Source organism: Hyphomicrobium methylovorum (assembly GCF_013626205.1).
Taxonomy (GTDB): domain Bacteria; phylum Pseudomonadota; class Alphaproteobacteria; order Rhizobiales; family Hyphomicrobiaceae; genus Hyphomicrobium_B; species Hyphomicrobium_B methylovorum.
In genome coordinates this window covers 2,135,002-2,161,913 of record NZ_QHJE01000001.1, presented here as the reverse complement: position 1 = coordinate 2,161,913, position 26,912 = coordinate 2,135,002, and the positions used below count along the sequence as shown (strand labels likewise).

Genomic DNA, 26,912 nt, shown 5'->3' with positions numbered 1-26,912 from the left:
TCCCGTGCACATGAAAGCGCGAAATCTCGCAAGCATTCGCATCGGCTGCTCCGCGCTGCTTGCGCTCGCGGTCTCACTCGCATTCGCTCCAGCTGCTTCGGCTGAGCCGCGCCATGGCCTTTCCGTCTTCGGAGAGTTGAAATACCCGGCGGACTTCAAGCATTTCGACTACGTCAATCCCGATGCGCCGAAAGGCGGCCGCCTCAACACGATGGGAACAGGCGGCGCGAATACGTTCGACACCCTCAACCAGTACATTCTCAAAGGCGATGCCGCGCAGGGCCTTGAATCCCTGTTCGACTCCCTGATGGTCCGCGCGATGGATGAGCCGGATGCCGTCTACGGTCTGATCGCAAAATCCGCCGACGTCGCGCCTGACGGCATGTCCGTCACATTCAAACTTCGCCCTGAAGCAAAGTTCTCGGACGGCACTCCGGTCACCGCAGATGATGTCGTCTATTCCTTCAACGTTCTGAAGGAAAAAGGCCATCCGGCTGTCTCGATCACGTTGCGCGATGTCACCTCTGCCGAAGCGCTCGATCCCGAAACGGTGAAGTATACCTTCACCGGCGAACTGATCCGCGACCTCCCAACGACCGTCGCGCAACTGCCCGTGTTTTCGAAGGCGTTCTATTCGAGCCAGCCGTTCGACGAGACGTCGCTGAAACCGCCGCTCGGCTCCGGCCCCTACATCATCAAGGATTTCAAGCCGGGCACGTACATCCAGTACGAGCGCCGCGCCGATTACTGGGCGAAGGATCTCCCGGTCAATCGCGGCCGCTTCAACTTCGATCAAATCCGGTATGACTATTACCGCGATCGCAACATCGCGCTCGAAGCGATCAAATCCGGCCAGCTCGACCTGCGCGAGGAATTCGGCAGCGTCTCCTGGGCGACGGGCTACAACATTCCAGCCGTGAAGGAAGGCCGCCTGATCAAAGCCATCCTGCCGGACCAGCGCCCTTCCGGCGCGCAAGGATACTTCCTCAACACCCGGCGCGACCAATTCAAAGACCCGCGCGTTCGCGCCGCTTTCGATCTCGTCTTTGATTTCGAATGGTCGAACAAGAAGCTGTTTTACGGGCTCTACAAACGCACCGCCAGCTACTTCCAGAACTCGGACATGATGGCAACCGCGCCGCCGACGCCGGAAGAACTCGCGCTGGTTGAGCCGTTCAAAGACAAACTCTCGCCGGAAGTCTTCGGCCAGCCTTACACGTCACCCGTGACGGACGGCAGCGGCAACAATCGCGCGAATCTGAAGGCCGCGCGCGACCTTCTGATCTCGGCCGGATGGAAGCCCGGCGCAGGCAACATGCTGCGCAACGACAAAGGCGAAACGCTCAACGTCGAGTTCATCGAATTCGAAGAGATGTTCGAACGCATCACCGTTCCCTACGTCGAAAATTTGCGCCGCATCGGCGTGAACGCCTCGTTCCGCGTCGTCGATCCAAGCCAATACGAACGCCGGGTGAAATCGTTTGACTTCGACGCCACGACGCAGCGCTATTCGCTTCGCCTCACACCCGGCATCGAAATGCGCTCCTATTGGAGTTCGGAAGCGGCGAAGACCGACGGCTCCTTCAACCTCGCCGGAATTTCCGATCCAGTCATCGACGCATTGATCGACAAAGTCGTCGCCGCGAAATCTCGGGCTGAACTCGTCACCGCCACGCACGCGATCGACCGCGTTCTGCGTGCCGGACATTATTGGGTTCCGCACTGGTACAAAGGATCGTATTCGGTGGCCTACTGGAACAAATACTCGTTTCCGGCCGTGCAGCCCAAGTATGATGCCGGCATTCTCGACACCTGGTGGTTCGACGCGAAGAAAGCCGAAGCTCTGAAATCCGGATCGCCTGAAACTCAGCCCAAAGAACAGACGGCAAAGCCCTGATGGCCAGCTATCTCCTGAAACGCCTGCTGCTCGTCATCCCGACGCTGTTCGGCATCATGCTCTTTTCTTTCATCATCATTCAGTTCGCGCCGGGCGGCCCGGTCGAACGGATGATCGCGGAACTGACCGGACATTCCTCCTCGCTGCTCAATCGGATGGGCGGCGGCGGGGGCGATGCTTTGGGCGGCGGCGCGACCGGCGCACAGCTTGGCGCCGGAGCAGACAACATCACCTCGAAATATCGCGGCGCGCAGGGCCTCGACCCGGCATTCATCAAAAGCCTCGAAAAGCAGTTCGGCTTCGATAAGCCCGCGCACGAACGCTTCTTCCTGATGATGAAGAACTTCATCACCTTCGATTTCGGCAAAAGCTATTTCCGCGACGTCTCCGTGCTGCAGCTCATAAAAGAGAAGCTGCCCGTCTCCATCTCGCTCGGCATATGGATGACGCTACTGACGTACCTGATCTCGATCCCGCTCGGCATTCGCAAAGCCGTGCGCGACGGCGAGCCATTCGACACTTGGAGCAGCGCCGTCCTCGTCATTGGTTACGCAATTCCCGGCTTCCTGTTCGCGGTGCTACTGCTGATTTTGTTCGCAGGATCGTCGTTCTTCCAGTGGTTCCCGTCGCGCGGACTGTTCTCAGACAACTGGGATCAGCTTTCGACGTTCGGCAAGATCACCGACTACCTCTGGCACTTGACGCTGCCGATCATCGCAATGGCAATCGGCTCATTCACCGCCATGACGTTCCTGACGAAGAACTCGTTCCTCGATGAAATCCGCAAGCAATACGTCGTCGCCGCACGCGCCAAGGGCTTGACGGAAAATCAGGTGCTCTACGGACACGTGTTCCGCAACGCCATGCTGCTCGTGATCTCCGGATTTCCCGCGGCCTTCATCAGCGCGTTCTTCTCCGGCGCGCTGCTAATCGAAACAATCTTCTCGCTCGACGGTCTCGGCCTGCTGTCGTTCGAGAGTATCGAGAAACGCGATTACCCGGTCGTCTTCGCTTCGCTCTATATCTTCTCGCTCGTTGGTCTGTTCGTCGGCATCCTCTCGGATTTCGTCTACACGCTCGTCGATCCGCGCATTGACTTCGAAACGCGTGAGGTCTGAGCCATGGATCAGAAGACCGAAGAACGCATCGAAACCACAGCGGGAACGACGGCTCCGCCAGCACCCCAACGCTCTCGCTGGCAGCGGTTCCGCCGCCGCTTCACGCTGTCGCCTGTTAACCGGCGCCGTCTCGAACGCTTCAAAGCGCACAAGCTCGGTTACCGCTCGTTCCAGGTTTTCATGGCGCTCTTCCTGGTGACGCTGTTCGCCGAATTCATCGCCAATGATCGCCCCCTCCTTGCCAGCTACAAGGGCGAGATCCTGTTCCCCGTTCTGGTCGACTATCCGGAAGAAAAGTTCGGCGGCTTTCTTGCCATCACTGACTACCGTACGCCCGACATCCAAAACGAGATCAACGCAAACGGCTGGATGCTCTGGCCGCCGATCCGATATTCCTACGACACGATCAACAAGGATTACCCTGGCCGCATCGGCGACAACGGCATCTGCCTCGGCTATCCCGCACCGCCTCCGTGGGCATCCTCAATGAAGCTTTGCGAAGCGCCTGCCGATCAGGTCGCCCGCTATCGCCAGCTCGGAAACACCAACTGGCTGGGGCTCGACAACCAGGGCCGCGATGTCGTCGCGCGTATCATCTATGGCTTCCGCATCTCCGTGCTGTTCGGCCTGATCTTGACGGTCATATCGTCCGCGCTCGGCGTGCTCGCTGGCGCGGTGCAAGGCTACTTCGGCGGCAAGGTGGACCTGATCTTCCAGCGCGTACTCGAAATCTGGAACTCGATTCCGGAACTGTTCGTGCTGCTGATTATCTCATCGCTGTTCATACCGGGCTTCTGGACGCTGCTCGGCATTCTGCTTGTCTTCAGCTGGACGTCTCTCGTCGGACTTGTGCGCGCGGAATTTCTGCGCGGCCGCAATCTGGAATATGTCCGAGCCGCACGCGCGCTTGGCCTTTCCGACTGGCAGATCATGTTCAAGCACCTGCTGCCGAACGCAATGATCGCCACGCTCACGTTCTTGCCGTTCAAGCTGTCCGGCGGCATCGCCGCGCTGACCGCACTGGACTTCCTGGGCCTCGGCATGCCGCCCGGCTCGCCATCGCTCGGCGAGCTTCTGCTGCAAGGCAAGAAACACCTCGAAGCACCATGGCTCGGAATATCGGGCTTCGTCGCGGTCTCGATTATCTTGTCGCTCGCGATCTTCATCGGCGAAGCGGTCCGCGACGCGCTCGATCCCCGCAAAACCTTCAGGCAGAACTAGACGATGTCCGAAAACACCGCCCCACTCGTCGACGTTCAAAACCTCTCCGTTGCTTTCGGACACGGCGCGGACGCGGTTACGGTCGTCAAGAACGTGTCCTTCAACGTCGGCAAGGGAGAAACTGTGGCTCTCGTCGGCGAGTCGGGATCGGGCAAAACCGTTTCTGCCATGTCGATCCTGCGCCTTCTGCCGAACTCCGCCTCACATCCGTCGGGCGAGATCCTGTTCGAAGGCAAGGACATCCTGAAGGCCAACGAAGCCCAACTCCGCGCCATCCGCGGACGCCGCATCTCGATCATCTTCCAGGAGCCGATGACGACGCTCAATCCACTGCACACCATCGAGGTGCAGGTTGGCGAGATCATCAAGCTGCACCAAAAATTATCTGACAAAGACACCCGCGCCCGCGTCATCGAGCTTCTGAGCAAGGTCGGCATCCGCGATCCCGAGAAGCGCCTGAGCGCCTATCCGCACCAACTCTCCGGCGGCCAGCGTCAGCGCGTGATGATCGCCATCGCTCTCGCCAACGAACCCGACCTCCTGATCGCTGACGAACCGACCACCGCACTCGACGTCACGATTCAGGCGCAGATCCTCGAGCTCCTGAAGGTTCTGCAGAAAGAGATGGGCATGGCGATGCTGCTCATCACGCACGACCTCGGCATCGTGCGGCGCATGGCAGATCGCGTTTACGTCATGCAGAACGGCGAAATCGTTGAGACGGGCCCGGCGGAAGACGTGTTCACCGCGCCGAAGCACCCCTACACGCGCCACCTCCTCGCTGCCGAACCGAAAGGCATGCCGCCCTCCACCGACGACACACGGCCCGTCATCGTAGAAACAGACAATCTCAAGGTCTGGTTTCCGATCAAGAAGGGCTGGCTTCAGAAGACGGTCGATCACGTCAAAGCCGTTGATGGCCTGTCGCTAAAACTCAGGGCTGGCGAAACGCTGGGCGTCGTCGGTGAATCCGGTTCCGGCAAGACCACCCTCGGCCTCGCGATCCTCCGGCTGCTCTCATCCGAAGGCCCCATCGCCTATGTCGGCAAACGCATCGACGGCTTGACCAACAAGCAGATGCGTCCGCTGCGTAAGGAAATGCAGATCGTCTTTCAAGATCCCTACGGCTCGCTGTCGCCGCGGCTGACGGTCGGCCAGATCATCGAAGAAGGCCTGCTGATTCAGAACCCCGAACTCGATGATGAGCAGCGGCGCGAACGCGTCAGCGCTGCTTTGACTGAGGTCGGCCTCGATCCGAACGCGCAGGATCGCTACCCGCACGAGTTTTCCGGCGGCCAGCGCCAACGCATCGCCATCGCACGCGCCATGGTGCTAAAGCCGAAGTTCGTCATGCTCGACGAACCGACGAGCGCCCTCGACATGAGCGTGCAGGCGCAGATCGTAGATCTGCTTCGCAGCCTTCAGAACAAGCACGGCTTGGCATACCTCTTCATCAGCCACGATCTTCGCGTCGTCCGCGCGCTTTGTAACTACGTCATCGTCATGCGCAACGGTAAGGTCGTCGAAGAAGGCCCCGCGCGCGAAATATTCGAGCATCCGACGGACGACTATACGAAGGCGCTCCTCGCAGCAGCGCTCGATATCCGCGTCGCCCACCGGGCCGCGCTCGCAACCTGAGGGAGACGCCCATGGCACTTCCGAAAATCGTCCACTACCACGCGCCAAATACCCGCTCGTTCACGATCCGCTGGCTCTTTGAAGAACTGGGCTCGCCGCCGCACGACCTCAAAGTGCTCAACATGAAAAAGGGCGAGCACAAATCGGCCGAGTTCCTTGCCATCAACCCGATGGGAAAGGTGCCGACGGTAACCGCAGACGGAACGCCCGTAACCGAAGTCGGCGCGATCGCGATCTTCCTTGCCGATCTCTATTCCGATGCGAAGCTCGCGCCAGAGGTCACCGATCCCGCACGCGGCACCTACCTGCGTTGGATCGTCTTCAATCACGCTGCGATCGAACCTGCCGTTATGGACAAAGCGCGCAACACGCCTGCCGGGTTTCCGTCATCGGCGCTTGGATACGGCTCATACGACGATACGGTGAACGCTCTCGCCGCCGCCATTGGCAACGGCCCCTATGTTCTGGGCGACCGCTTCTCCGCCGCCGATGTCGTCATCGGCTCCGCCGTGCGATACCTGACGATGTTCAAGCTTCTCCCCGAGAAACCTGAGTTCTCAAGCTATATCGAACGCATGACGAGCCGCCCGGCATTCAAGAGCGCACTCGCGAAAGACGAAGAGCTGGCAAAGGCGCTCGCATCCTGAAATTGTCACCTCTTCCCGCAATCGGCAGATCGGCTATTCTCCGACATCCAAGCCGCTGATGCAGGAACACACGATGCTGCCAGATGACGTCTTCCGTGAGCGCCTCGAAAGCACTCTGGTCGAACTCGAAACCTGGGCCGAAACCACGCGCCACTGCGCCGACATCGACATCGGTGCCTCACCGCGTTACTGGCGCATCGAGGTGGTGCCGCATTTTTCGGGGGCGTGTCCGTTCGCTCTGATGCTGAGCGCCAACCAGACGTTCACGCTCGAGCTTGCGGGCGAACGCCATTCCGATCTCCCAATCGAACACTTCGACCTGTTCCCGCGCCTCGCCCGCGCCGTCAGGGTTGGAAACGTCGAACGCATCGAAACGCTGAACGCGCTGACGAAAGTTCTTCTCATGGTCGAGATGCGCGTTTCGCTTGGCGACAACCGAGACTGGATCGGCCAGCGCCGCATCGTTCCGCAGAATCTCGACGTACTGCTCGACTCTGAAGAGCGCACCGCTCACCGCTTTCTTGCCTACGAACGCTAATCAGGCCAGCAGAACGCGCTTGGAATGGTCAGACAGCCGCTTCACGGCAACGATCGGCCCCACAGCCTTCCCAATGCGCAGCGCAGCCTCCGGTAATGGTTCGAGCGCCACCAGCATATGGTGCGAATTCGCGTGAACCATAAGCACGGCATCGATCATGATACCGACGTGCCCCTTCCAGAACACGAGATCGCCGCGCGTCAGGCCCTCGAAATCTCCGGAAACCGCAACCGACTCGCCAAGCTCCAACTGCTGCATATCGCTATCCCTGGGCGCCGTATGTCCGGCTGCAAGGAGCGACGTCTGGACGAGGCCGGAACAATCGATGCCAACATGCGTGCGCCCACCCCAAAGATAGGGCGTACCGATAAAGCGCTCTGCGATCTCAACGAAATCACGCGCATATCGCTCGACTGGCGCAGCGTGCCGCGTGAAGACAAAGCCGCCGTTTTCCAGTTTGAGAAAATGCTCGTCGCCAGACTCCGCGGCCAGATACGCATTGAGCGCGAGATGCATGATCGGCGGAGATTTGATATCTGGCGCACGATAGACGAACGTACCGAGCGTCTGCACACGATGCGTCGGCCGAACGGTACCGCGCCGCACCGTATCGGCAGGCAGATAGCCAACGTAACCATCACGGCCAAGCTGCACCCAGGCCCAGCCGCCTTGCTCGTCGTAGATCGTAACCGGCTCACAGAAGAGCGCTTCCGTCTCGAATGCCCGCGCGGCATCAGGAGCTTTGCGCAGCGGAACAGCGGCACGAACAACCGTTCCCGCCTCGCCCGTCACATATCGCTCGGCCTTGACTGCCCCTTCGAGGGCCTTCGAAGCAAGATCGGGCCGGAAAACATTGCGCCGCGGGTCGAGCGCGCGCGGCGGAGGTTTATTCACCTTGGGACTCACGCCTGAAGCTCCCGTCGCAATTGCGCGATCACGGCCCGCGCGCTTTGAGGCTCACCGCCTTTCGGCCCAAGCGGACGCGGCGCCGGGCGCCAGCCATAAAGATCGAAATGGGCGAAACGCCGGGCCTTGCTAACAAACCGTTTCAGAAACAGCGCCGCAGTAATCGCACCGGCAAACGGCGACTCCCATACGTTGTTGATATCCGCAACGCTGCTGTCGAGATGCCGATTGTATCCATCCCAGAGCGGCATACGCCACACGGGATCGCCAATCGCGGCGGCAAGCGGCGGCAACTCCGCGGCCAAACCTTCATCGTCGGTGAAGAACGCGGGAAGGTCGGGACCAAGCGCACTTCGCGCCGCGCCCGTTAGCGTCGCGAAAACAAAAATGCTCTCCGGCTCTTCGCTGTCCGCCAGCGCCAGCGCATCCGCCAGAACTAGGCGACCCTCAGCATCCGTATTACCAATCTCGACGGAAAGGCCGCCGCGGCTTGCCAGCACATCTCCGGGACGGAACGCATCCCCGCCGATGGAATTCTCCGCCGATGGGATCAACACACGCAGCCGGCAATCGAGCTTTTCGGACATGATCATATGCGCAACGGCAAGCGCTGTTGCTGCTCCGCCCATGTCCTTCTTCATCAGCAGCATGCCGCTCGCCGGCTTCACATCGAGACCGCCGGTGTCGAAGCTGATGCCCTTGCCAACAAGCGTGATTTTCCGCGCGTCCTTCGAGCCCCACGTCAAATCGATCAATCGCGGCGGCCTTGGGCTGGCGCGCCCAACAGCGTGAATGAGCGGATAGTTCTGTTCGAGAAGTGCATCGCCGACAACGGACGTAACCCTCGCGCCATGCCGCTCCGCCAACTCACGCACAGCGTCTTCGATCTCCGCTGGACCCATATCGGATGCAGGCGTGTTGATGAGATCGCGGCCGAACCAGATGCCTTCCGCCGTGGAAATGATCCGCTCCGCATCCGCGCCATCGAAACGGAGTCTGGCAGGCTTCGCGTTCCCATTCTTCTGCGCACGATAGCGTTTGAAAGCATACGCACCGAGCGCCCAGCCCAGCAACGCAGCTTCACGGTCCGACGTTTCCGTCGCCAGCGCGTAGACGCCGCTTGGTAACGCCTGCGCGAGCAGCCCCATGGCAAGTTCCGACGGTCCGCTCGGCTCACCCTGCTGACCGTCACCCAGCCCGAAGACAACGGCGCCGATTCCGCCGTCCGCATTCGGGATCAACACATGCCGCTTGGCCGCTCCTGAAAACTTTTGCGCGCCGAGCCACGCCCGCTGGCGCGCATCGAGCCCGGCAAGCGCATCCGGATCGGACGAACGTGAAAGATAAACCGGAATATCCGAGGGCTCCCCGGCCCCCATCTCGAAAACATCCCGAACCGACCAAGCAGTAGTTTGAACCATCGCACCCATCGCTCGCTTCATATCTCTCCATCCAACACGGAGTCCGCCCATCGCCGCAAGCCGGTGGCTCGCGGCGTAAGGGCTGAGTTGCATCAGCTATCACGACCGGGAGCAGAACCTTAAGCGTTTGTTGACGCGTGCCCCGGAAACTGACGCTCAAAGATTCGCTGGCGTTGGACCGCGAATCCCCGCCACGGAGACGACCCCAATGCGCACCGCGCGCCCCAATTTCGCTGCCTTAGCATACCGCAAAGCGCCCCCGTTTGGCGTTCTCGCCAGCGTAACCGCCGCACTGATGCTGAGCGCCTGTTCGGCTTCGCCGGACCTCCTAAAGCAGGTCGCGCTGAAGTCTGAAACGCCCGCGCCGACCGAAAGCGAGCCCAAAACGCCGCAAACGGAACTGCAGCGCGCGACCACCTACTGGGGCGCGGAATACGCCAAGAAGCCGACCGAAGTTCAGCCCGCGATCAATTACGCGAAAAACCTGAAAGCGCTCGGCGAAAAGCGTAAAGCGCTCACCGTGCTGCAGCAGGCAAGCACGATTCACGGCAACGATCCCCAGCTCGCAGGCGAATACGGACGCCTTGCGCTGGAACTCGATCAGGTGAACGTCGCGAGCCAGCTTCTCGCAGCAGCCGATGATCCGACGAAGCCTGATTGGCGCGTCGTCTCGGCGCGCGGAACCGTTTTGGCGAAGCAAGGCAAATACGGCGAAGCGATCCCCTATTACGAACGCGCCCTTACGATCGCGCCCGACAACCCGTCGGTTATGAGCAACCTCGCGATGGCTCACGCAATGATGGGCGATCCGAAGACGGCCGAGCAGATCCTCCGCCAGGCTTCAACCACGCAAGGGGCCACGCCGAAAGTCCGCGAGAACCTCGCGCTGGTCCTCGGCCTGCAGGGGCGTTATGAGGAATCGAAATCGATCGCATCCAGCGTTCTGCAAACAGACGTCGCTTCAGCAAACGCCAGCTACCTGAAGCAGATGGTTCGCCTCGATGCAAAGACGGAGATGCCGGACGCCAAGAGCTTCGCGGCTCAAACTTCCGTTGCACGCGCCGAAACCCCGCCACAGCCGCGCGCTGCCGAAGTTCAGTTGGCAACCGCCGTAAAACCGTTGCCCGCGTCTCCGAGCCTCTGGGAGACGACAAGTCTTTCCGATCCGGTGCCTGCCGCTGGCAGCAGCCGCGGCTTCTGATTGAAACCGCACTCTCGAAGGTCACAACGCAATTTCAACGCCTCCGTTCTTCGGAGGCGTTTTGCTTTGTGCAACCGAAGCTGATCTCACTGACGAAACCTCGCGCTCCCGGCCAAACAAGAAAAGCCCCGGCCGGATCAACCGGTCGGGGCTCAACGCAACACCATACCTATGCGCGGCAGCGCGCTTATTTATCGAGAGCCATGTAGCTCATCGCCGCTGGTCCAAGAATGACGATAAACAGCACCGGCAGAAAGAAGACGATCATCGGCACCGTCAGCTTCGGCGGCAACGCGGCGGCCTTGCGTTCCGCTTCCGATTGACGAATTTCGCGGTTCTCCTTGGCCATCGTCCGAAGCGCCTGGCCTACCGGCGTACCGTAGCGTTCAGCCTGAGCCAGCGCCGTTGCAACGCCCTTCACGCCCGGCAGACCTGTGCGCTTTGCGAGATTATCGTAAGCCTGCCGACGGTCCTGCAGATACGAAAGTTCCGCCGTTGTCAGCGTCATTTCTTCGGCAAGCTCGATCGACTGCGGTGCGATTTCTTTGCCAACTTTACCAAATGCCGCCTCGACCGACATGCCCGACTGCACGCAGATCAAAAGCATATCGAGCGCGTCGGGAAACGCCTGCTGGATCGATTGTTGGCGCTTCTGCACACGGTTCGAGATGAACATATTCGGCACGTAAAAGCCGAGAAACCCCGCACCGAATGCAATACCGGCGTTGATCATCGGCGGGTAATCGGTCTCGTAGACGAAGTACAAATAGAACAGCGCAAAGAAGAACATCGCAATCGGCGCAACCACGCGGAAGAACATGAAGCGCACGATATTGCCTTCACCGCGCAAACCAGCGCGCTTCAAGTTCTCGCGGATTTCGTCGTTATCGAAACGCTCGCGCAGCCGCAATTCATCAACGATGCGCTGCATGAAGCCTTTGGACGTATACCGCAGGCGGCCTGCGCCTTGCCGCTCCTTCGCCGCCATATCCGCAAGGCGCACCGAACGCATCTTGCTGCGCTCGATTGCCATTTCCTTCATGCGGCGGTTCATCTGATCCCGCTGCAACATCGGCATGGCAACGGTCAGCACGGTCGCGAACACACACAGCGCAGCAAGCATCGTCACGATGAACTGCGGGTTCATGACGATATCGATGAAGTCGCTCATTGTTGCGCCGCCTGTAGCATTCGCATTCGCCGCTCGAGTCTAGAATTTAAAGTTGATCATCTTCTTCATGATGAGAATGCCGAACGACATCCACATCGCTCCGGCTGCCAACAAGAAGTTGCCCGTAGTTGTTGTAAACAGCGGCATGATGTAGTCGGGCGTCGTCACGAAAACCATGAACATCACGCCTGGTGGCAACGATGCCAAAACCATGGCCGAAGCTTTCGCTTCAGCAGAAAGGGCCTTGACCTTCATCGCCAGCATGTGGCGGTCGCGCAGAACACTCGACAAGTTGGAAAGCGCTTCCGAAAGATTGCCGCCCGCCTGCTGCTGAATGCCGATGACGATTGCAAGAAAGCGCACCTCCGAAATCGGCATCGTTTGGCACATACGATCAAGTCCCTCGCTGAGCGGCACACCCAACCTCTGCTGCTCAACGAGATTTTTGAACTCGCCCGCCAGCGGCTCGCCGCTTTCGCGCGCAATCACCTGCAAACATTCGTTGAGCGGCAAACCAGACTTGACGCCGCGAACGACAACGTCGATCGCGTTGGCCAGCTGAGCGGTAAACTTCGCCTGGCGCCGCCGTATCATCCGATTGAGAATCCAGCGCGGAAGACCAAAGCTGCCGACAAATAGCGCAACGATCGCAACGGGTAGTGGCGCGTCTAACAGGAACATCGCGACACCAGCCAAGACCAGGCCAACGGTCGCGCTGATGATGTAGAAATCACGCGGGCTTTGCGTCAGACCCGCGCGCTCCAGGCGCAAGCCCATCGTCACTTTCTTGTCGGACTTCTGTCGCTCCTCCATCTCCTTCAGCGTTTCAGCAACCGAACGCTTGCGGTTGTTCTGGATCTCTCCAAGAACTCCGCTGGTGCGACGGTTGCCACCGACAACAGATTCGAAACGCTTGTCCTTCTGGCGATCCCCGGAAAAGTACGGAAACGCAATTGCGTAAACACCGCCGGCAAACGCAAGCGCCGCGAAGAGCGGCACCAGCAAGGAAATCAAGCTGCCATCACCCATTGCGATCGCCTAAAGGATTGCCGTTGTTGTCCATTATTTCCGATTCCGCCAAGGCGCGCGCAAGGCGTTCGGTCTCGTTGTAGTATTCCGCGCGCTCCCAGAGGCGTGGGCGCGCGATACCTGTAGAGCGGTGATGTCCGATCAGCTTGCCATTCGCATCTTCGCCCGTCACCTCGTAAACGAGCAGATTTTGCAGCGTCACCGTTTCCTCTTCCATGCCGAGAACTTCGGTGATGTGCGTAATCTTTCGCGAACCATCACGAAGGCGCGACGCCTGCACGATGAGGTCGACAGACCCGCAGATCATCTCGCGTATGGTTTTTACAGGCATCGAATAGCCGCCTTGCATAATCATGGATTCAAGACGGCTCAGAGCTTCGCGCGGACTATTCGCGTGTAGCGTACCCATTGAGCCATCGTGGCCCGTGTTCATCGCCTGCAGAAGATCGAATGCTTCCGGTCCGCGGACCTCACCGACGATAATCCGCTCAGGTCGCATACGCAGGCAGTTCTTGATGAGATCGCGCATGCGAATCTCACCTTCCCCTTCGATATTCGGCGGCCGTGTTTCAAGCCGCACAACATGGGGCTGTTGCAGCTGAAGTTCCGCAGAGTCTTCGCATGTGATAATGCGCTCGTCGTGATCGATCGAACCGGTAAGGCAGTTCAACAGCGTCGTTTTACCGGAGCCCGTGCCGCCCGAAATGATAACATTGCAGCGCACACGGCCAACGATTTCGAGAAGCACCTTCGCTTGCGGCGTGATCGACCCGAACTTGACGAGCTGCTCGAGGCGCAAGCGATCCTTCTTGAATTTTCGGATCGTCAGAGCTGGGCCATCGATCGCAAGCGGCGGCGCAATGACGTTGACGCGCGACCCGTCAGGAAGACGCGCGTCGCAGATCGGACTGGATTCATCAACCCGACGTCCAACTTGGCTGACAATTCGCTGACAGATATTCATCAGCTGCTGATTGTCGGCGAAGCGCACGCTTGTCTTGATGACCTTGCCGTTGACTTCGATAAACGTAGCACCCGCACCGTTGACCATGATGTCAGCGATGTCGTCACGCGAAAGCAGCGGCTCCAGCGGCCCGTATCCGAGAACGTCGTTGCAGATGTCTTCGAGCAGTTCTTCCTGCTCAGCGATCGACATCACGACGTTCTTGATCTGAATGATCTCGCTAACGATGTCGCGGATTTCTTCGCGTGCCGCCGTCGTATCCAGCTTCGCAAGCTGGGTCAGATCGATCGAGTCGATCAGCGCGTTGAACACCGTCGTTTTAACGTCGTAGTACTCTTCAGAATGCTTGCGACGCACCTCTTCCACGGGCTCGGGCTTCGGCTGCTTCGCTGGCGCAGCAGGCGCCGCTTGCCGCGGCTCAGCAACAGCTGCCGGCGAATTCGGTGTAGAAACCGGAACGCCAACACGCACCGGAGTAACGGGATCGTTCGAACGCCTGCCGAACATGATGACGTCCTTAACGCTTGAGCTTCAACTTATCGAGAAACGGCGCGATTGCACCGAGACGTGAATTTGGCTTTTCGATTTTGACGCCGCGCCGCGTGACCTTCTGCGCGATTTCGAGGAACTTCTCCGTGGCTTTTGCCTTCGGATTGAGCTCTGCGATCATCTGCCCGTTGTTGGCGGCCTGACTGAACGTTTCGTAGTCGTTGTCGATGACGCTCATTACCTTGAGATCAAGCGCCTGCTCGAACTCCTTGAGCGTGATTTCCTGACGCTTCGGCACGTTCGCCATATTGAGAATGATATGCGGCTTGCTGTCGTTCTTCCGCGAGGTCTTCAACAGATCGACGATGTTTTTCGCGTTGCGGAGGTTTGCAAGATCGGGAACCGCGGTGATCACCACCTCGTCCGCTTGCAGCAGCACACGCTTCGTCCAGACCGACCACCCATGTGGAAGATCCACGGCGACGAACGGTACGTTCTGGCGCACCACATCGAGAACCGCATCGCACGCATCCGGCGAAATTTCGTAGTCGCGATCGATAACGACTGGCGCCGCGAAGATCGAAAGCCGCTCGGAGCATTTCGTCAGCAAGCGATCCAGCAATTGATCGTCGAGGCGTTCTGGCGCCGCCAACGCGTCGGCAATGCCCTGAACAGGATCCTGATTGAAATCGAGACCCGTGGTGCCAAACGCCAGATCGAGATCCGCAATCGTAACGTTCGTGTTCAATGTCTCCGACATCGTCCAAGCAACGTTATGGCAGATCGTCGAAGAGCCAACGCCGCCCTTTGCGCCGATGAAAGCAAAGACATGCCCGACCGGATCGGTGTCGGGATTATTGTAGAGATTGGAGATGCTCTCCATCACGCCAATCGGCGTGACCGGCGCAACGAGGTATTCACCGACGCCGCGTTTCAATAGCTCACGATAGAAAAGAACGTCGTTGTGGCGGCCAACCACGATCACCTTCGTTCCGGGGTCGCAGCTCTCTGCGAGCCGATCAAGCTCTTCGATCAGCTGTCCGCCGGAGAGATTGCTGTCGATGATGATGAGGTTCGGCGTCGGGCTATCCATATAGTGGCTGATCGCCGCCGCGATGCCACCCATGTGGACGCTGAGATGCGCCTTCGCCAGCCGCCGATCATCGGCCGCAAACTGTAACGTATCCGCCACGTTTGGATCGTCGCAGAATGCCTGGATCGAAATGCGCGGGATGGGACGCGCACGATCGCTCGGGTGCAATTCCAGCCCCCCATCGTCGATGATGTCTCCACCGTCGTAGGATTGCGCGTTCTGGGCCATATCGTTTCGCTACCTCAAATCAATCCGCGATTCGGACCTTCGTCACTTCTTCTTTCGCCCCGAGCGTCTCGCCCTTCACATACTTGCCGTACATGTCATCGCGACGGTTTGAATCGCGCGGGCTCATCGTGCGTGGGCCAAGAAGATCGGCCGGGTTCGCAACCATGACCGCGAGATTTCGCTGACCCGAACATCCCATGTTGGGGTAAGGCGTGTTCTGGTAGGCGCGCGCCAGATTTTCGGACCAGTTCAATCCGCAGTCGGGCGCATCGGCGACATAGCGCATGTACGAGATCCGTAGCGGCGCTTCGCGCGTATTCGCGTGATACGCTTCGATCGAGATCGACGATTCCGAATATCCGCTGGACAGCATCAGCCGACGGACATCCTCGGCCGCGTCAAGCGCCGCGCCTTCATTCGCAGACCCTCCCGGCGCTGCAATGACGAAGCGGCTATTGCCAGCGTCACCCGCGCGATTGCGACTGATGAAATCGACCACGCGTCCCCGCTGAGCCGACGTCAAACCGCTCGATCCTCTGGCCACGCTGAGATTGAGATTGGCCGGCTGCTGCGAAACCAAAATCGGGTGACGCTGCTCCGGATCAATCAACTGCCAGCCCGCAACCTGCGGTCCTGCGCGATCGTGCTGGCACCCTCCCAGAAGCGGAAGAATAGCGAGGGCGACAACCTTGGCCCACACCATGCGGGCACCATGAGGTTCGCGGATATTTGTAATTTCGCTGCTCATTGCTGCGTCTCCGGAACCTTATTATTCGACGATAAAGCCGTAATCGCCCTTCAGACCGCCAGAAGGAGCGTTCTCGCCCTTGCCGTAGATCCGATTGAGATGGCCAAGGAAGTCTGCCTTGAGATCGGTCGCCGGATAGAGACCGTCCGTCGGCGTTGCGAGCTGCTGACGCGAAACGGGCTGCACGAGATACGGCGTGACGATGACGACGAGCTCGGACTCTTCATTCTGGAAATCGCGGCTGCGGAACAGCGTACCGAGGATCGGAATGTCCTTCGCACCGGGGAAGCCGTCGATGTTGTGCTGCATCTTCGTCGAGATCAAACCAGCAAGAGCCAGCGATCCACCGGACGGCAGTTCGACGACAGTCTTCGCCTGGCGGGTATCGAACACCGGATTGTTCGCGATGTAGTTCGCAATATCGCTGACGCTCGTATCGATCTTGAGGCTGATGCGCCCTTCGGTCAGAACAACCGGCGTAAAGCTCAACTGCACGCCGAATTTCTTGAACGCGACCGAACTGACACCCGACTGCGTATCGATTCCGGTGACGTAAGGCACTTCGCCACCCGCCAGAAACTCTGCAGGTTCACCCGAAATTGCAGTGAGGTTGGGTTCTGCAAGCGTACGGATCAGACCGTCGCGCTCGAGCGCGCGGATTGCCGATTGAATGTTGTTGCTGCCGTTGCCCCAGCCGGAAATCAAACCGCTGTTGCCAACCGAGTTCGTACCGGGGCCAGAGTTATAAACGCACATCGCTCCTGCCGCGCATGCGCCGCTGGCAGCTGTCGAAAGTCCGAACGCTGGCAGCTGGCCAAGGCCCTGGGAGGACGAAATCGGGAATGAGTTCGCTGTCAGAAGCGTTGTCGCGAAGCTTCCGGATTGAAGCATGCCACCAAGGTTGACACCCAACTGCTTGAGCAGCGTGCGCTTCACTTCGGCAACGGTAACCTTGAGCATCACCTGCTCTTCGGCTTCCACCGTGAGCATGTTGATGACGGTATCCTGCGTGGACGTCTGCGATTGCGCGTCGGTCGAAATCGCAATCCCTTCCGTTTGCTTCGACTTGTTCGAAACATCGTATTGGACGTTGGCAAACTGCCGGGCGAGATCGGCCGCGCGTACCGAGTCCGTCGGATTCTTGACCGAGCCCGTGAGCACGACGGACTGATTGAGCATCTCGACTTTGATGCGCGAACCGGGGATCAGCCGGTTCAGCAGGCTTTCAATCCCGGCGGTCTCACGCTCAACGTAGATTTCCATCGTCGCGAATTGCTCGCCCGAGGAATCAAAGAAGAAAGCGTTTGCCTCGCCGACTTTCCGCGCGAGAAGAAAAACGCGGTTGGAGCTGAGAACCACGGCATCGACAGCCGACGGGTTCGACACCATCACGTCGCGCACATCGCGCGGAAATTCGAGAAGAACCGACTTGCCCAAGCCGATCTTTATATCTCGACGGCCCTCTTCACCGACACGGATGAAGGACTGGTGCTGACCAGCTGAGGCCATTTCGCGCGCCGACTGTGGCGAGCCCGATTGGGGCCCCGCCAGAGCAACTGGAATGGCGATAAGCATCGCCGGCACGAGCACAGCGAGTGCGCATGCAGCAGAGCGCTGCAGGAGAGTATTTAGGGCGCGCATGTAATTCCAACCTTGTGACGACCACTGACTCACACTGACTCAGTTCACGCCATACACACGCGACTTGGCACCATACCGAACTATACGAACTGAATTATTATCCTCGGGCTTATTGAGATTCAGTCCACCCGCACGCTCAGGATCCGACGACAGGTCGGCAACGCTTCTGAGCGACAGAGTGATTTCACCCATGGAATTCGCGAGAGCCATCATCTCAGCCTGACGCGGCATCAGTTCGAGCGTGGCCGTCGAAGCGGACATATCGGCCGCCTTCTTACCTTCCTTGATCTCGATCTGCTGCCCGATCGCAATGACGCGAACGTTGCGGAACAGAGTGTCGGAGATCGTCTGATCCTTGCCGCCGCGGCTCCGCATCTGCCGGATCAAAATCACGTCGACATGATCGTTCGGAAGAATCAGGCTTCCAGCAGCCGTCTCGGCTTTGATCTTGGTCGAAATCGCGCGCATGCCCTGAGGCAGGATCGCGGCAAGAACGCCACCCTGACCTGCCTTGATGAGCTTCTGTGCGGTAATCGGTTCACCCGCCAGCAGCGCCGAGCGCGCGACAGATCCCGAAATCTCGCGCATCCGCGAAAGGCCGCCATTCTCTTTGGTGATGTAGGCGCGCGACGTCGCCTTCACAGGCCACGAAACCCAGCGGAAGTGACCTTCATTCACGATCTGCCCGACCGGAATATCGGTACCGGCAACGAGAACTTCGGTGCTGTCGACTTGCTTCTCGACGGTGACCGGTGCCGGTGGCGGCTGCACGAACGCGCTCGCCACGTAATAGGCCATACCGGCAGCAACCAGCGCGACTGAGAAACCGACAAGTTGAGCCCGCTTCATCCGCGCCCCGCATCCTTTCGACCAGGAGTTCGATCCTGTGAAGCGGATATTGGGTGACAAACGTCAATGCGAGGTTAACCGGAGTCTCGCAATGACGTCATTGTAGCGCCACCGCAACGCCGATCCGTCCACTTACGGGGTAAGAAATGCGAGGGTGATCCTTAGGACGCGGGTTAGAGAACCTGGCCTAGCGCATCCACGTCAGGAAAAGATCGGTCTGCGGGAAAAGAAGAAGACCGGCAGCAGCGATCGCAATGCCATAGGGAACCGGGCCGCCCTCTTTATTGAGGCGCAGTGCCCAACCAGGAAATCCCAGAGCTTCGGCGGGAACCATTCGGCGATAAGCGAGAAGGAACAAGCAAAGCACGCCGCCGAAGATCGTTACGGATGCCACGTACTCTACAATATATGCGCTGCCCATCCACAGAGCGCCGGCCGCCATCAGCTTCGCGTCTCCGCCACCGAGGTAGTTCATCGCGAACAGCGCGAACGTCAGTGCAAGAACACAAAACGCGCCAGCAACGTGGAGACCGAACACGTCGAGCGGCATTTGTGTCAGAGCCGCGACCGCCAGAAAGGCAAGGATCAAAGCGGCCGAGATCCGGTTGGGGATCTTCATCGTGAAAAGGTCGTTGGCCGCTGCAAATGTCATCGCAATGGGAAACGTCATCAGAAGCAGCGAAACGACGATCGACATATGATTTTCCGGACTAAAGTGCGGGTTCGGCGCGAGTATGCGCGAGGAGAGTAAAAACGCGCCTAATGCGGCTGGCTTCGCGATTAGTTGGTCGGCGCCATACCGTCCGCAACCTTTCCAAAGGTGCCGTTGAGCGACGTCGCAATGCCTTTGCCTGCCGCTACGATGCATATACTGATGATGACTGCGATCAGCGCGTACTCGATGGACGTCGCGCCATCCTCTGCTGCAGCGAACTTCCGAAGCTTCGAAAGGAGCATGGGGAAACAATCCATCTGCGAGAACCCGCCGGGGCGACAAGCCGTAATCATCATCGCGACGCTATCCGGCATCTCTTAATATTGCGTAGTGCGCCGAATTTTTCCGCGAGACGAGAAGCTCTTGAAATGCAAAACGCGCCCGGGTTTTGCCCAGACGCGTTTCTCTGCTTGGCTTAAGCCAACGAAGCTTACTTGGAAGCGCCGTCGAGTTCGGTCTTGACCTTCGTGAAGGTCGTGTTGAGGCTGCCGCTGACCTGCTTCAGGACGGCGATGATAGCGACGCCGATAAGAGCTGCGATGAGGCCATATTCGATAGCCGTTGCGCCCGACTCGTCATTCATGAAACGCGAAAACATGTTGAAGTCTCCCAATACGCTAAACTGTACAGTTCCGATCCATGTCCACCGTGGGACGTCTGTCCTCTCCGCTGAACTGATGATCAAAGTAGAGGACAAAAATTAAAGCCAAGTAAAATAGCTCAAACACGAGATAACAAGTTAAACGAGCAACAAAACGGTGTATACGTAAAGAATAAATCAAAGTATTATTTGATATATCAAAGCATCTTTCGTACATACCGCGCGACACATATGCCGCATATCAAAAATATAACAAGTACTACCTGGTTAATACTGAAATTAATCACCTGATTGCACTGACGCCCAGACCGGTTGACCGGTCCGTCGAGCCCCAAAGTTCGACTAAAATGCAATCGAACTTTGGGCTGGTCTGACGATCTAATTCAATAAACCGTCCCAGACGGCAGCGGCTCGAAACGCACCGCCGAACTCCCAGGCACCAGCCGAAAACGCGTTTCGGCACATAACCGAACGACCGTTTGTAGTTCCTTCACCATTATATGAGCTAATCGCCGGACATTCTTCAAAGGATCGCGCGATGCTCCGTGGAGCGACGACTAAATTGAAGCCGATGCATCGGCCCGCCCGCGTTGTGGCACTTGGCGCAACTCTTCTGGCGTTATTCGCTGGTGACGCGCTCGCCGGTGATCTGATCGTCCGCTACGACCAATCGCAGCTTCTGCGCCTTCCCCGGCCAGCTACTGAAGTCATTGTCGGCAACCCGTCGATCGCCGATGTCGCTCTTCAAGGCGGCAATATGCTGGTCGTTACCGGCAAGACGTTCGGCATCACCAACATCATCGCCCTCGATGCTCAGCATAATGTCATCCAGGACCAACGGGTCATGGTGGAGCGTGACGACCGCAAGATCGTCAACCTTCACAAAGGCAGCACACGCTTTACATACGCGTGCACGCCGAATTGCGAACCGACTCTGACGATTGGTGACGACAAAGACTTCTTCGCCGACGTAGAAGCCGCCAATTCCAAGAAAACGCGCTTTTCGGAAGGCTCTTCTGACTCAACGAGCGGAAACGCACAGCAGTAGTCTGTTTCATACTTTCTCAACCATCGGATACGAAACATCTTTCGCTAAATGCGCTTTTAATCCGTTTCGTCCTATCTATCGCGATCCATTCAGAGGGTTGCGAGAGTGCCATGCCGAGCGTTGAAGCAGATAAGCCTCACTCGAGCCGGAATATGCCAAATCTTTTTCGCCGCTGGCGGAACGATCGCTCGGGCAGCACCGCAGTAGAATTTGCGATCGTCGCAGCGCCGTTCTTCATGTTCGTCTTCGCGCTGATTGGCATTTCCTACTACTACTTCGTCATCAACTCAGTCGAAAAAGGGATGGATCAGTCGAGCAGGCTGATCCGCACGGGACAAGCCGTCTCCGATAAAATGACGGTCGACCAATTCAAGAAAAAAATCTGCGATGGCGCTGGCGATTGGATCAAGTGCGAGAACCTTCAAGTGTTCGTCAAACACTACGCCAACTGGGCCGGGTTAGTATCTGATGCGCCGCAGGAGTGCCTCGATAGCAATCAAGTCATTATTCAGAATACCACCCCGGGCAATCAGCTGATCGCGATCGAGTCCGGTAACGCGAGCGACGTCGTCATCGTCACCGCCTGCTACCTATGGAAATTCACCGCCAATTTTCCCTTCCTCAAAATTGGCAACATGAAGAACGGCTCGATGATGGTGCAGTCTGCCACCGCATTCCGTAGCGAACCCTATCCCGAATCTTGATCTTGCGAGCATCGGAAGACGTTTCAGCCATGCGCATCCGCTCAACTTTACTTCTTAAGGCACGCTTCCGCGCCTTCATGTCGGACAAGAACGGCGTCGCCGCGGTGGAGTTCGCCTATCTCGCACCGCTGCTGATGCTGATTACGTTCGGCACATATGAGATGGCGCGCGGCCTGTTTGTACACAAACGCTTCCAGCGCGCGACCGCTATGATCGGAGATCTGGTAGCCCGCGAAAAGCAGATCGGCTCAGATGCGACAAGCGCGAACGCTGCGCTAACCGGCATCATGGCCTCCGGCCAGCATGTCATGTCGCCCTACAGCACAACGCCGTTTAAAGCCGCGATTTCACAGTTGCGTGCGTCGCCAACGGACGCAAAAAAAACGAAGGTCGAATGGTCATGGTCTTACCAGGGCATGCCAACGACAGGGTGTGGTTCGGATAAATCTATGCCGGCCGACAATATGGTCACGAAGGGCAATGCCGTGGTCGTCATCGAGACGACCTATGACTACAAACCTCTACTGACCAACATTATACCGGGTCTGGTGCAGTCGATGACGTGGCGAGACACGATGACATTCGCTCCGCGCTACGGTTCCGTTTTCTATGCACAAGCTGCCCAAAACACGAAATGTCCGCCAGGCAGCGGCTGAACGGTAAAAGTTATTCCGCGAATAAAATTTGTTGTTTGCAATATTTTTTGGCCGATTTGCTCATTTGTGATGAGTGAACGAAATTCATTCCCGGCGTCCTACGCAAATCAACATCGGATGCTCGAATAATTCGAAAAGGCGAGAAACACCCTTTCCCGAACAACGCTAAAACCCCGGTTCAATCTGCGGTTTATGCTCAACCCAATGTTGTCTTGAGGCGAGCATGTTGATATGTGGAATTATTTCCATGACGGGCGAAAAAGGCACGTAATTTCGATGGGACGGAGGTCTGCGCATTCTCCGGAAGAATTGAGACAACTTATTCTCGATGCTTCAAAAACAATCGTTGAGCAAAACGGTATTTCTGGTCTTTCTGCGCGTGAAATTGCGCGCATAATCGGCTATTCTCCAGGTACACTCTATAACATCTTTGAAAATCTCGACGATGTACTTCTGAGCATGCAAATTCAGCTGCTCGGCCGGTCAGTTGACCACCTCCACAGTGTAGAACTTGGTTCGGATAGTGAGGAGAATGTCGAAGCGCTGATCCAGGCGTACATCGATTTCGCTCTTTCGAACCGGCACATGTGGAACGTTCTGTTCGCTCACACCCTACCCGCGACCTTCACGATACCGGTATCCTTCACCGACCATTTGAATAGCCTCTCGGACATTCTCCGCCGCGCGCTGAAGCCGATCGATCCGAACGCCACGGACAGCGAACTCGATTTGACAGCTCACAGCCTCTTTGCAGCGGTGCATGGCATGACCGCGATTGCTGCCAGCGGTAAAAGCGCAATTCTGACGCCCCTCACCGCCCGATCCTACGCCAAGCAGCTGAGCTCGACGTTCCTCAGGGGGATGCGTTCTCGTCCGGCGTAGGCTCCACCGTAACCGGGGCAGCGCTTTCGGAATGGTCAGCCTCCGGCAGGCGAACATCCGGCGTGCTCGAGGCTGCCGGGGCTTCCTCCATTACGTCCGCAGGCGTTTTCGCAACAGACCCCGTAACGACGCCAGGCGCCGGAGCTTCACGCCGCGCGAAATGCGGCCCTTGCAGAACCCCAAACCATCGATCGCGCGGCAGCAAACGCTGCTCAAGTCCGGTCCAGAGACTGCGCGTTGTCAGCCCATCGACAAACGTCGTCGTCGACGGAGAGATCAACAACGCGCCGACCGTAGCGGCTGCCATTGCTGCAGAGGCCTTGAGGTAACGACGGTCGAATAGCTTCAGCGCTGTCCCGAATGAAGCCTTGAGCCGCGTATCCATCACATCGACCGAATACATTTCGTCGAGCGTAAGATGCGTCAAGTAGCCGAGAAACAGGAACGCCGCCGCCAGCCACGAAACGCCCGTGGGCTTCCCAAGCGCGTGATGAAATACGATCGCCGTAGCGACAGCACAGAACACTGCCGCCAAAATCGAATGCCAGACGCCACGATGGACAGAGAGGTTGTGAAACGCCTTATGCAGGCCGTATCTCACAAATAGCAGCGTCCCGAGCCATAAGATCCAAAGCTCCGCCACGGAATACTTCGTCGCCGCGTTGAATAGCACCGCGAACGAGAAAAAGATGGCAAGCCCTGCGAACATCGCGCGGCTGGGCCGCGAATCCTTAAGATCGATATCCGGCAGAACAGATCCCAACACGCCTGCGAGCGTCACGGCGACGAGATTCTGCGGCGCGACCACATCGGCAGCCAGCGTCAGAGTCGCCATAGCGCCCGAAACCACCGTTCCAACCGCGATGTGCGTCGTAAAGTTGGCCATGGCTTTCTATCTCACCCCGTCTCAGCGAAAACGCCGGACTGAACGCCGCCAGCCCGCTATCTGAGCATCAGATTCGCCCCCTCCCGACGAGCAGCTAGGCCATGCGGCGTGTGGATAAGCCCTTATTTCCGCGCCTCGGGTGCGATCTCTCGCGGCTGGCGGCATGGCGGCAAATGTGCCACCTAGTCGCCGAAGCTCCTTCGGAAATACGTTTTATGCCCCGCCCCGAGATCGAAGCGTCGCGCATCGCCAAGCTGGCGGCGATCAACATCGCCGTTGCCTTTGCCGTCGTGGCTATCAAATACGCCGCTTACTACGTTTCGGGCTCGGTAGCGCTCTTCTCGGATGCCGTCGAAAGCATCGTCAACGTGATGACGGCCGTGGCCGCCTTCGCTGCGGTCCGCATCAGCGCCAAACCCGCCGACGATGACCATCCCTTCGGCCACCACAAGGCCGAGTTCCTGGCAGCGATGTTCGAAGGCGCAATGATTGCCGTTGCCGCCGTACTCATCCTGATCAAAGCACATGATGCGTTCGTCTCCGGCGTTACGCTGGAGCAATCGACGCTCGGCATCGGCCTCAATATCGTCGCCACGATTGTAAACGGCACCTGGGCATGGCTACTGATCCAACGCGGACGACTGTGGCGCTCACCCGCTCTTGTCGCCGACGGCCAGCATCTTTTCACAGACGTCATCACCTCGGTCGGCGTCGTCATCGGCCTGATCCTTGCGGTCATCACCGGCTGGCACGTCCTTGACCCGCTAATCGCAGCGCTCGTCGCCCTGAACATCCTTTGGATGGGCTATCGGATCGCCACGCAGTCCATGTCGCGCCTACTCGATCAGGCCGCGAGTCCAGAGATTGCTGCACAAATCTGCGAGATCATCGCCGGGAACGGACACGGCGCGCTACAGGCCCATGACATTCGAACACGTCAAGCGGGGCGCGCGTTATTCATAGAGTTTCATCTCGTGGTGCCCGGCACGATGTCGGTCGAGGAAGCGCACGAAATCTGCGACCGCCTAGAACACTCGATCGAAAATGCAATTAAAGGATCGCAGGTCGTCATCCACGTCGAGCCCGAGCACAAAGCGAAGCCTGACGATTCAGGAGCGGTCCCGATTTAGATCGACCGCGCGCGACACGGCGCATTCTGGTCCGTTACGCATCGGACGAGACACGCTCGCCCCAAAGATCGTATTCGCCCGCTTCGACGACTTTCACCCGCACGATGTCGCCAGCCTTTACGTCGCTCTCGCCATTGAGAAAGACGTTGCCATCGATCTCCGGCGCATCCCACTTCGAACGTGCGATCGCGCCCGTTTCGTCAACCTCATCGACAATCACGTCGATCGTCGATCCGACCCGGCTTTCGAGCCGCTCCGCGCTCACGATCTTCTGCGCTTCCATGAAGCGGTGCCAGCGCTCGTCCTTCACTTCTTCCGGCACAGCATCACCCAGCGCATTCGCCGTTGCACCTTCGACTGCTTCATACTTGAAGCAACCGGCGCGATTGATGCCCGTCTCACGCAGCCACTCAAGCAGGAACGCGAAATCTTCCTCCGTCTCGCCCGGAAAACCGACGATGAACGTCGATCGGATCGCAAGATCAGGACAAACGTCGCGCCAGCGGCGAATACGCTCCGCCGTCTTCTCCTGCGATGCTGGCCGCCGCATCGCCTTCAAAACGGATGGCGAAGCGTGTTGGAACGGAATGTCGAGATACGGAAGGATCTTGCCCTCCGCCATCAGCGGGATCACCTCGTCAACGTGCGGATACGGATAGACGTAGTGCATGCGCACCCACACGCCGAGATCACCCAACGCCCGTGAAAGATCAAGGAACCGCGCCTTCAGCGGCGCGCTCTTCCATTGGCTTTCCGCGTACTTGAGATCGACACCGTAGGCACTCGTGTCCTGGCTGATAACCAGAAGTTCTTTCACACCCGCATCCACCAGCCGCTCAGCCTCATGCATCACATGATTGGCGGGACGGCTCGCGAGATCGCCGCGCAGCGAGGGAATGATGCAGAACGAACAGCGGTTGTTGCAGCCCTCGGAAATCTTCAGATACGCGTAATGGCGCGGCGTCAGACGCAGCCCTTCCGGCGGAACGAGATCCATGAATGGATCATGCAACGGCGGCACCGCAGCGTGCACAGCGCCAACCACCTGCTCATACTGATGCGGCCCCGTAACCGCCAGCACACCCGGATGCGCGTCGCGAATGCGATCCTCTTCGACGCCGAAACAACCCGTGACGATCACGCGCCCATTCGCCGTCATCGCCTCGCCGATGGCGTCCAGGCTTTCTTTCTTCGCGGAATCAAGGAAGCCGCAGGTGTTCACCACCACAACGTCCGCGCCCTCATAATCTGGCGCGATCGCATAGCCCTGCGATCTCAGCTTGGTGATGATCCGTTCGCTATCGACAAGCGCCTTCGGGCAGCCAAGCGACACGAACCCGACCTTCGGCGGCGCCGACGCGTTCGCGAGGCGGCGCACTTTAGCGCTGTCAGCGGAAACTGATTTGACCCTGGGCTCTGTCATTCCGCGCTTCTAGCCGCGCCCTACGGGAAGCGCAATCGTGACACGATCGCCCCGGAGGTCCTCCCGAG

General features: G+C 58.5%; 26 protein-coding genes. 12 read left to right on the top strand and 14 right to left on the bottom strand.

What is annotated here, in order from left to right; genetic code table 11:
* Nucleotides 1–10 precede the first annotated feature (10 nt).
* The 6 genes from DLM45_RS10440 (at nt 11) to DLM45_RS10415 (ending at nt 7,059) form a co-directional block, all read left to right on the top strand.
* A complete protein-coding gene (locus DLM45_RS10440) occupies nt 11–1,897 on the top strand; it encodes an extracellular solute-binding protein (protein ID WP_181337055.1) in 1,887 nt (628 codons plus the stop codon).
* Complete coding sequence (locus DLM45_RS10435) at nt 1,897–3,015, top strand: microcin C ABC transporter permease YejB (protein WP_181337054.1); 1,119 nt, start codon at nt 1,897–1,899, stop codon at nt 3,013–3,015. The genes DLM45_RS10440 and DLM45_RS10435 overlap by 1 nt, the downstream gene beginning before the upstream one ends.
* Before the next feature lie 3 nt (nt 3,016–3,018).
* Nucleotides 3,019–4,236, top strand: a complete 1,218-nt coding sequence (locus DLM45_RS10430; protein WP_181337053.1) for an ABC transporter permease — start codon at nt 3,019–3,021, stop codon at nt 4,234–4,236.
* A gap of 3 nt (nt 4,237–4,239) precedes the next feature.
* Nucleotides 4,240–5,874: an ABC transporter ATP-binding protein gene (locus tag DLM45_RS10425; protein WP_181337052.1), complete on the top strand. Its 1,635-nt coding sequence runs from the start codon at nt 4,240–4,242 to the stop codon at nt 5,872–5,874.
* Between the two features lie 11 nt (nt 5,875–5,885).
* A complete protein-coding gene (locus DLM45_RS10420) occupies nt 5,886–6,521 on the top strand; it encodes a glutathione S-transferase family protein (RefSeq protein ID WP_181337051.1) in 636 nt (211 codons plus the stop codon).
* A gap of 73 nt (nt 6,522–6,594) precedes the next feature.
* Complete coding sequence (locus DLM45_RS10415) at nt 6,595–7,059, top strand: hypothetical protein (RefSeq protein WP_181337050.1); 465 nt, start codon at nt 6,595–6,597, stop codon at nt 7,057–7,059.
* On the opposite strand, the gene DLM45_RS10410 is transcribed toward DLM45_RS10415, so the two are convergent.
* Nucleotides 7,060–7,953 carry a C40 family peptidase gene (locus DLM45_RS10410; RefSeq protein ID WP_343062286.1) on the bottom strand — a complete coding sequence of 298 codons (894 nt, stop codon included), beginning with the start codon at nt 7,951–7,953 and terminating at the stop codon, nt 7,060–7,062.
* Between the two features lie 8 nt (nt 7,954–7,961).
* A complete protein-coding gene (locus DLM45_RS10405; protein WP_246317298.1) occupies nt 7,962–9,407 on the bottom strand; it encodes a leucyl aminopeptidase family protein in 1,446 nt (481 codons plus the stop codon).
* A gap of 187 nt (nt 9,408–9,594) precedes the next feature.
* Here DLM45_RS10405 and DLM45_RS10400 point away from each other — a divergent pair, with 187 nt between their 5' ends.
* A complete protein-coding gene (locus DLM45_RS10400; protein ID WP_181337048.1) occupies nt 9,595–10,587 on the top strand; it encodes a tetratricopeptide repeat protein in 993 nt (330 codons plus the stop codon).
* A gap of 187 nt (nt 10,588–10,774) precedes the next feature.
* Here DLM45_RS10400 and DLM45_RS10395 read toward each other — a convergent pair whose 3' ends face one another.
* From DLM45_RS10395 to DLM45_RS10350, 10 genes are all read right to left on the bottom strand, one after another.
* Nucleotides 10,775–11,758 (bottom strand): type II secretion system F family protein, encoded by a 984-nt coding sequence (locus tag DLM45_RS10395; RefSeq protein ID WP_181337047.1) that lies wholly within the window; start codon nt 11,756–11,758, stop codon nt 10,775–10,777.
* A 39-nt stretch (nt 11,759–11,797) separates the two neighbouring features.
* Nucleotides 11,798–12,787 (bottom strand): type II secretion system F family protein, encoded by a 990-nt coding sequence (locus DLM45_RS10390; protein ID WP_181337046.1) that lies wholly within the window; start codon nt 12,785–12,787, stop codon nt 11,798–11,800.
* Nucleotides 12,780–14,258, bottom strand: coding sequence for a TadA family conjugal transfer-associated ATPase (locus DLM45_RS10385; RefSeq protein WP_181337045.1), 1,479 nt, complete (start codon nt 14,256–14,258; stop codon nt 12,780–12,782). Before DLM45_RS10385 ends, DLM45_RS10390 begins: the two co-directional genes overlap by 8 nt.
* Nucleotides 14,259–14,268: 10 nt before the next feature.
* Nucleotides 14,269–15,561 carry a CpaE/TadZ family protein gene (locus tag DLM45_RS10380; RefSeq protein ID WP_181337044.1) on the bottom strand — a complete coding sequence of 431 codons (1,293 nt, stop codon included), beginning with the start codon at nt 15,559–15,561 and terminating at the stop codon, nt 14,269–14,271.
* Between the two features lie 19 nt (nt 15,562–15,580).
* Nucleotides 15,581–16,309 (bottom strand): CpaD family pilus assembly protein, encoded by a 729-nt coding sequence (locus tag DLM45_RS10375; RefSeq protein WP_181337043.1) that lies wholly within the window; start codon nt 16,307–16,309, stop codon nt 15,581–15,583.
* 21 nt (nt 16,310–16,330) lie between these two features.
* The gene (locus tag DLM45_RS10370; RefSeq protein ID WP_181337042.1) at nt 16,331–17,950 is read right to left on the bottom strand and encodes a type II and III secretion system protein family protein; all 1,620 of its coding nucleotides are present in this window, start codon (nt 17,948–17,950) and stop codon (nt 16,331–16,333) included.
* A gap of 39 nt (nt 17,951–17,989) precedes the next feature.
* Entirely contained in the window at nt 17,990–18,799 is an 810-nt protein-coding gene (gene cpaB / locus DLM45_RS10365) for a Flp pilus assembly protein CpaB (protein WP_181337041.1), read from the bottom strand.
* Between the two features lie 187 nt (nt 18,800–18,986).
* Nucleotides 18,987–19,496, bottom strand: a complete 510-nt coding sequence (locus DLM45_RS10360; protein WP_181337040.1) for an A24 family peptidase — start codon at nt 19,494–19,496, stop codon at nt 18,987–18,989.
* 83 nt (nt 19,497–19,579) lie between these two features.
* A complete protein-coding gene (locus tag DLM45_RS10355) occupies nt 19,580–19,756 on the bottom strand; it encodes a Flp family type IVb pilin (protein ID WP_181337039.1) in 177 nt (58 codons plus the stop codon).
* A gap of 188 nt (nt 19,757–19,944) precedes the next feature.
* Entirely contained in the window at nt 19,945–20,112 is a 168-nt protein-coding gene (locus tag DLM45_RS10350) for a Flp family type IVb pilin (protein ID WP_181337038.1), read from the bottom strand.
* A gap of 541 nt (nt 20,113–20,653) precedes the next feature.
* On the opposite strand from DLM45_RS10350, the gene DLM45_RS10345 reads away from it, so the two are divergent.
* The 4 genes from DLM45_RS10345 to DLM45_RS10330 all read left to right on the top strand — a co-directional run bounded on the left by DLM45_RS10345 (nt 20,654) and on the right by DLM45_RS10330 (nt 23,405).
* Nucleotides 20,654–21,163 (top strand): pilus assembly protein N-terminal domain-containing protein, encoded by a 510-nt coding sequence (locus tag DLM45_RS10345; protein WP_181337037.1) that lies wholly within the window; start codon nt 20,654–20,656, stop codon nt 21,161–21,163.
* 152 nt (nt 21,164–21,315) lie between these two features.
* The gene (locus DLM45_RS10340; protein WP_246317296.1) at nt 21,316–21,867 is read left to right on the top strand and encodes a TadE/TadG family type IV pilus assembly protein; all 552 of its coding nucleotides are present in this window, start codon (nt 21,316–21,318) and stop codon (nt 21,865–21,867) included.
* 29 nt (nt 21,868–21,896) lie between these two features.
* Nucleotides 21,897–22,523: a TadE/TadG family type IV pilus assembly protein gene (locus DLM45_RS10335; RefSeq protein WP_181337035.1), complete on the top strand. Its 627-nt coding sequence runs from the start codon at nt 21,897–21,899 to the stop codon at nt 22,521–22,523.
* Nucleotides 22,524–22,754: 231 nt separating this feature from the next.
* The gene (locus DLM45_RS10330; RefSeq protein WP_246317294.1) at nt 22,755–23,405 is read left to right on the top strand and encodes a TetR/AcrR family transcriptional regulator; all 651 of its coding nucleotides are present in this window, start codon (nt 22,755–22,757) and stop codon (nt 23,403–23,405) included.
* Here the strand turns inward: DLM45_RS10330 and DLM45_RS10325 are convergent.
* On the bottom strand, nt 23,377–24,291 hold the full coding sequence (locus DLM45_RS10325) for a metal-dependent hydrolase (protein WP_181337034.1): 915 nt from the start codon (nt 24,289–24,291) through the stop codon (nt 23,377–23,379). The genes DLM45_RS10330 and DLM45_RS10325 overlap by 29 nt on opposite strands.
* A gap of 215 nt (nt 24,292–24,506) precedes the next feature.
* Between DLM45_RS10325 and DLM45_RS10320 the strand changes: the two genes are divergently transcribed.
* Complete coding sequence (locus DLM45_RS10320; protein ID WP_181337033.1) at nt 24,507–25,421, top strand: cation diffusion facilitator family transporter; 915 nt, start codon at nt 24,507–24,509, stop codon at nt 25,419–25,421.
* Nucleotides 25,422–25,455: 34 nt separating this feature from the next.
* On the opposite strand, the gene rimO is transcribed toward DLM45_RS10320, so the two are convergent.
* Entirely contained in the window at nt 25,456–26,844 is a 1,389-nt protein-coding gene (rimO, locus tag DLM45_RS10315; protein ID WP_181337032.1) for a 30S ribosomal protein S12 methylthiotransferase RimO, read from the bottom strand.
* Nucleotides 26,845–26,912: the final 68 nt, after the last annotated feature.

Bases quoted from the DNA above. Each gene is read 5' to 3' on its own strand.
- DLM45_RS10405 (WP_246317298.1), bottom strand. From the start codon at position 9,407: ATGAAGCGAGCGATGGGTGCGATGGTTCAAACTACTGCTTGGTCGGTT.
- DLM45_RS10415 (WP_181337050.1), top strand. From the start codon at position 6,595: ATGCTGCCAGATGACGTCTTCCGTGAGCGCCTCGAAAGCACTCTGGTC.
- DLM45_RS10390 (WP_181337046.1), bottom strand. From the start codon at position 12,787: ATGGGTGATGGCAGCTTGATTTCCTTGCTGGTGCCGCTCTTCGCGGCG.
- DLM45_RS10325 (WP_181337034.1), bottom strand. From the start codon at position 24,291: ATGGCCAACTTTACGACGCACATCGCGGTTGGAACGGTGGTTTCGGGC.
- DLM45_RS10440 (WP_181337055.1), top strand. From the start codon at position 11: ATGAAAGCGCGAAATCTCGCAAGCATTCGCATCGGCTGCTCCGCGCTG.
- DLM45_RS10360 (WP_181337040.1), bottom strand. From the start codon at position 19,496: ATGTCGATCGTCGTTTCGCTGCTTCTGATGACGTTTCCCATTGCGATG.
- DLM45_RS10370 (WP_181337042.1), bottom strand. From the start codon at position 17,950: ATGCGCGCCCTAAATACTCTCCTGCAGCGCTCTGCTGCATGCGCACTC.
- DLM45_RS10430 (WP_181337053.1), top strand. From the start codon at position 3,019: ATGGATCAGAAGACCGAAGAACGCATCGAAACCACAGCGGGAACGACG.
- DLM45_RS10425 (WP_181337052.1), top strand. From the start codon at position 4,240: ATGTCCGAAAACACCGCCCCACTCGTCGACGTTCAAAACCTCTCCGTT.
- DLM45_RS10340 (WP_246317296.1), top strand. From the start codon at position 21,316: ATGCCAAATCTTTTTCGCCGCTGGCGGAACGATCGCTCGGGCAGCACC.
- DLM45_RS10380 (WP_181337044.1), bottom strand. From the start codon at position 15,561: ATGGCCCAGAACGCGCAATCCTACGACGGTGGAGACATCATCGACGAT.
- DLM45_RS10320 (WP_181337033.1), top strand. From the start codon at position 24,507: ATGCCCCGCCCCGAGATCGAAGCGTCGCGCATCGCCAAGCTGGCGGCG.
- DLM45_RS10375 (WP_181337043.1), bottom strand. From the start codon at position 16,309: ATGAGCAGCGAAATTACAAATATCCGCGAACCTCATGGTGCCCGCATG.
- DLM45_RS10420 (WP_181337051.1), top strand. From the start codon at position 5,886: ATGGCACTTCCGAAAATCGTCCACTACCACGCGCCAAATACCCGCTCG.
- rimO (WP_181337032.1), bottom strand. From the start codon at position 26,844: ATGACAGAGCCCAGGGTCAAATCAGTTTCCGCTGACAGCGCTAAAGTG.
- DLM45_RS10400 (WP_181337048.1), top strand. From the start codon at position 9,595: ATGCGCACCGCGCGCCCCAATTTCGCTGCCTTAGCATACCGCAAAGCG.
- DLM45_RS10395 (WP_181337047.1), bottom strand. From the start codon at position 11,758: ATGAGCGACTTCATCGATATCGTCATGAACCCGCAGTTCATCGTGACG.
- DLM45_RS10330 (WP_246317294.1), top strand. From the start codon at position 22,755: ATGTGGAATTATTTCCATGACGGGCGAAAAAGGCACGTAATTTCGATG.
- DLM45_RS10435 (WP_181337054.1), top strand. From the start codon at position 1,897: ATGGCCAGCTATCTCCTGAAACGCCTGCTGCTCGTCATCCCGACGCTG.
- cpaB (WP_181337041.1), bottom strand. From the start codon at position 18,799: ATGAAGCGGGCTCAACTTGTCGGTTTCTCAGTCGCGCTGGTTGCTGCC.
- DLM45_RS10355 (WP_181337039.1), bottom strand. From the start codon at position 19,756: ATGCTCCTTTCGAAGCTTCGGAAGTTCGCTGCAGCAGAGGATGGCGCG.
- DLM45_RS10335 (WP_181337035.1), top strand. From the start codon at position 21,897: ATGCGCATCCGCTCAACTTTACTTCTTAAGGCACGCTTCCGCGCCTTC.
- DLM45_RS10345 (WP_181337037.1), top strand. From the start codon at position 20,654: ATGCTCCGTGGAGCGACGACTAAATTGAAGCCGATGCATCGGCCCGCC.
- DLM45_RS10350 (WP_181337038.1), bottom strand. From the start codon at position 20,112: ATGTTTTCGCGTTTCATGAATGACGAGTCGGGCGCAACGGCTATCGAA.
- DLM45_RS10385 (WP_181337045.1), bottom strand. From the start codon at position 14,258: ATGTTCGGCAGGCGTTCGAACGATCCCGTTACTCCGGTGCGTGTTGGC.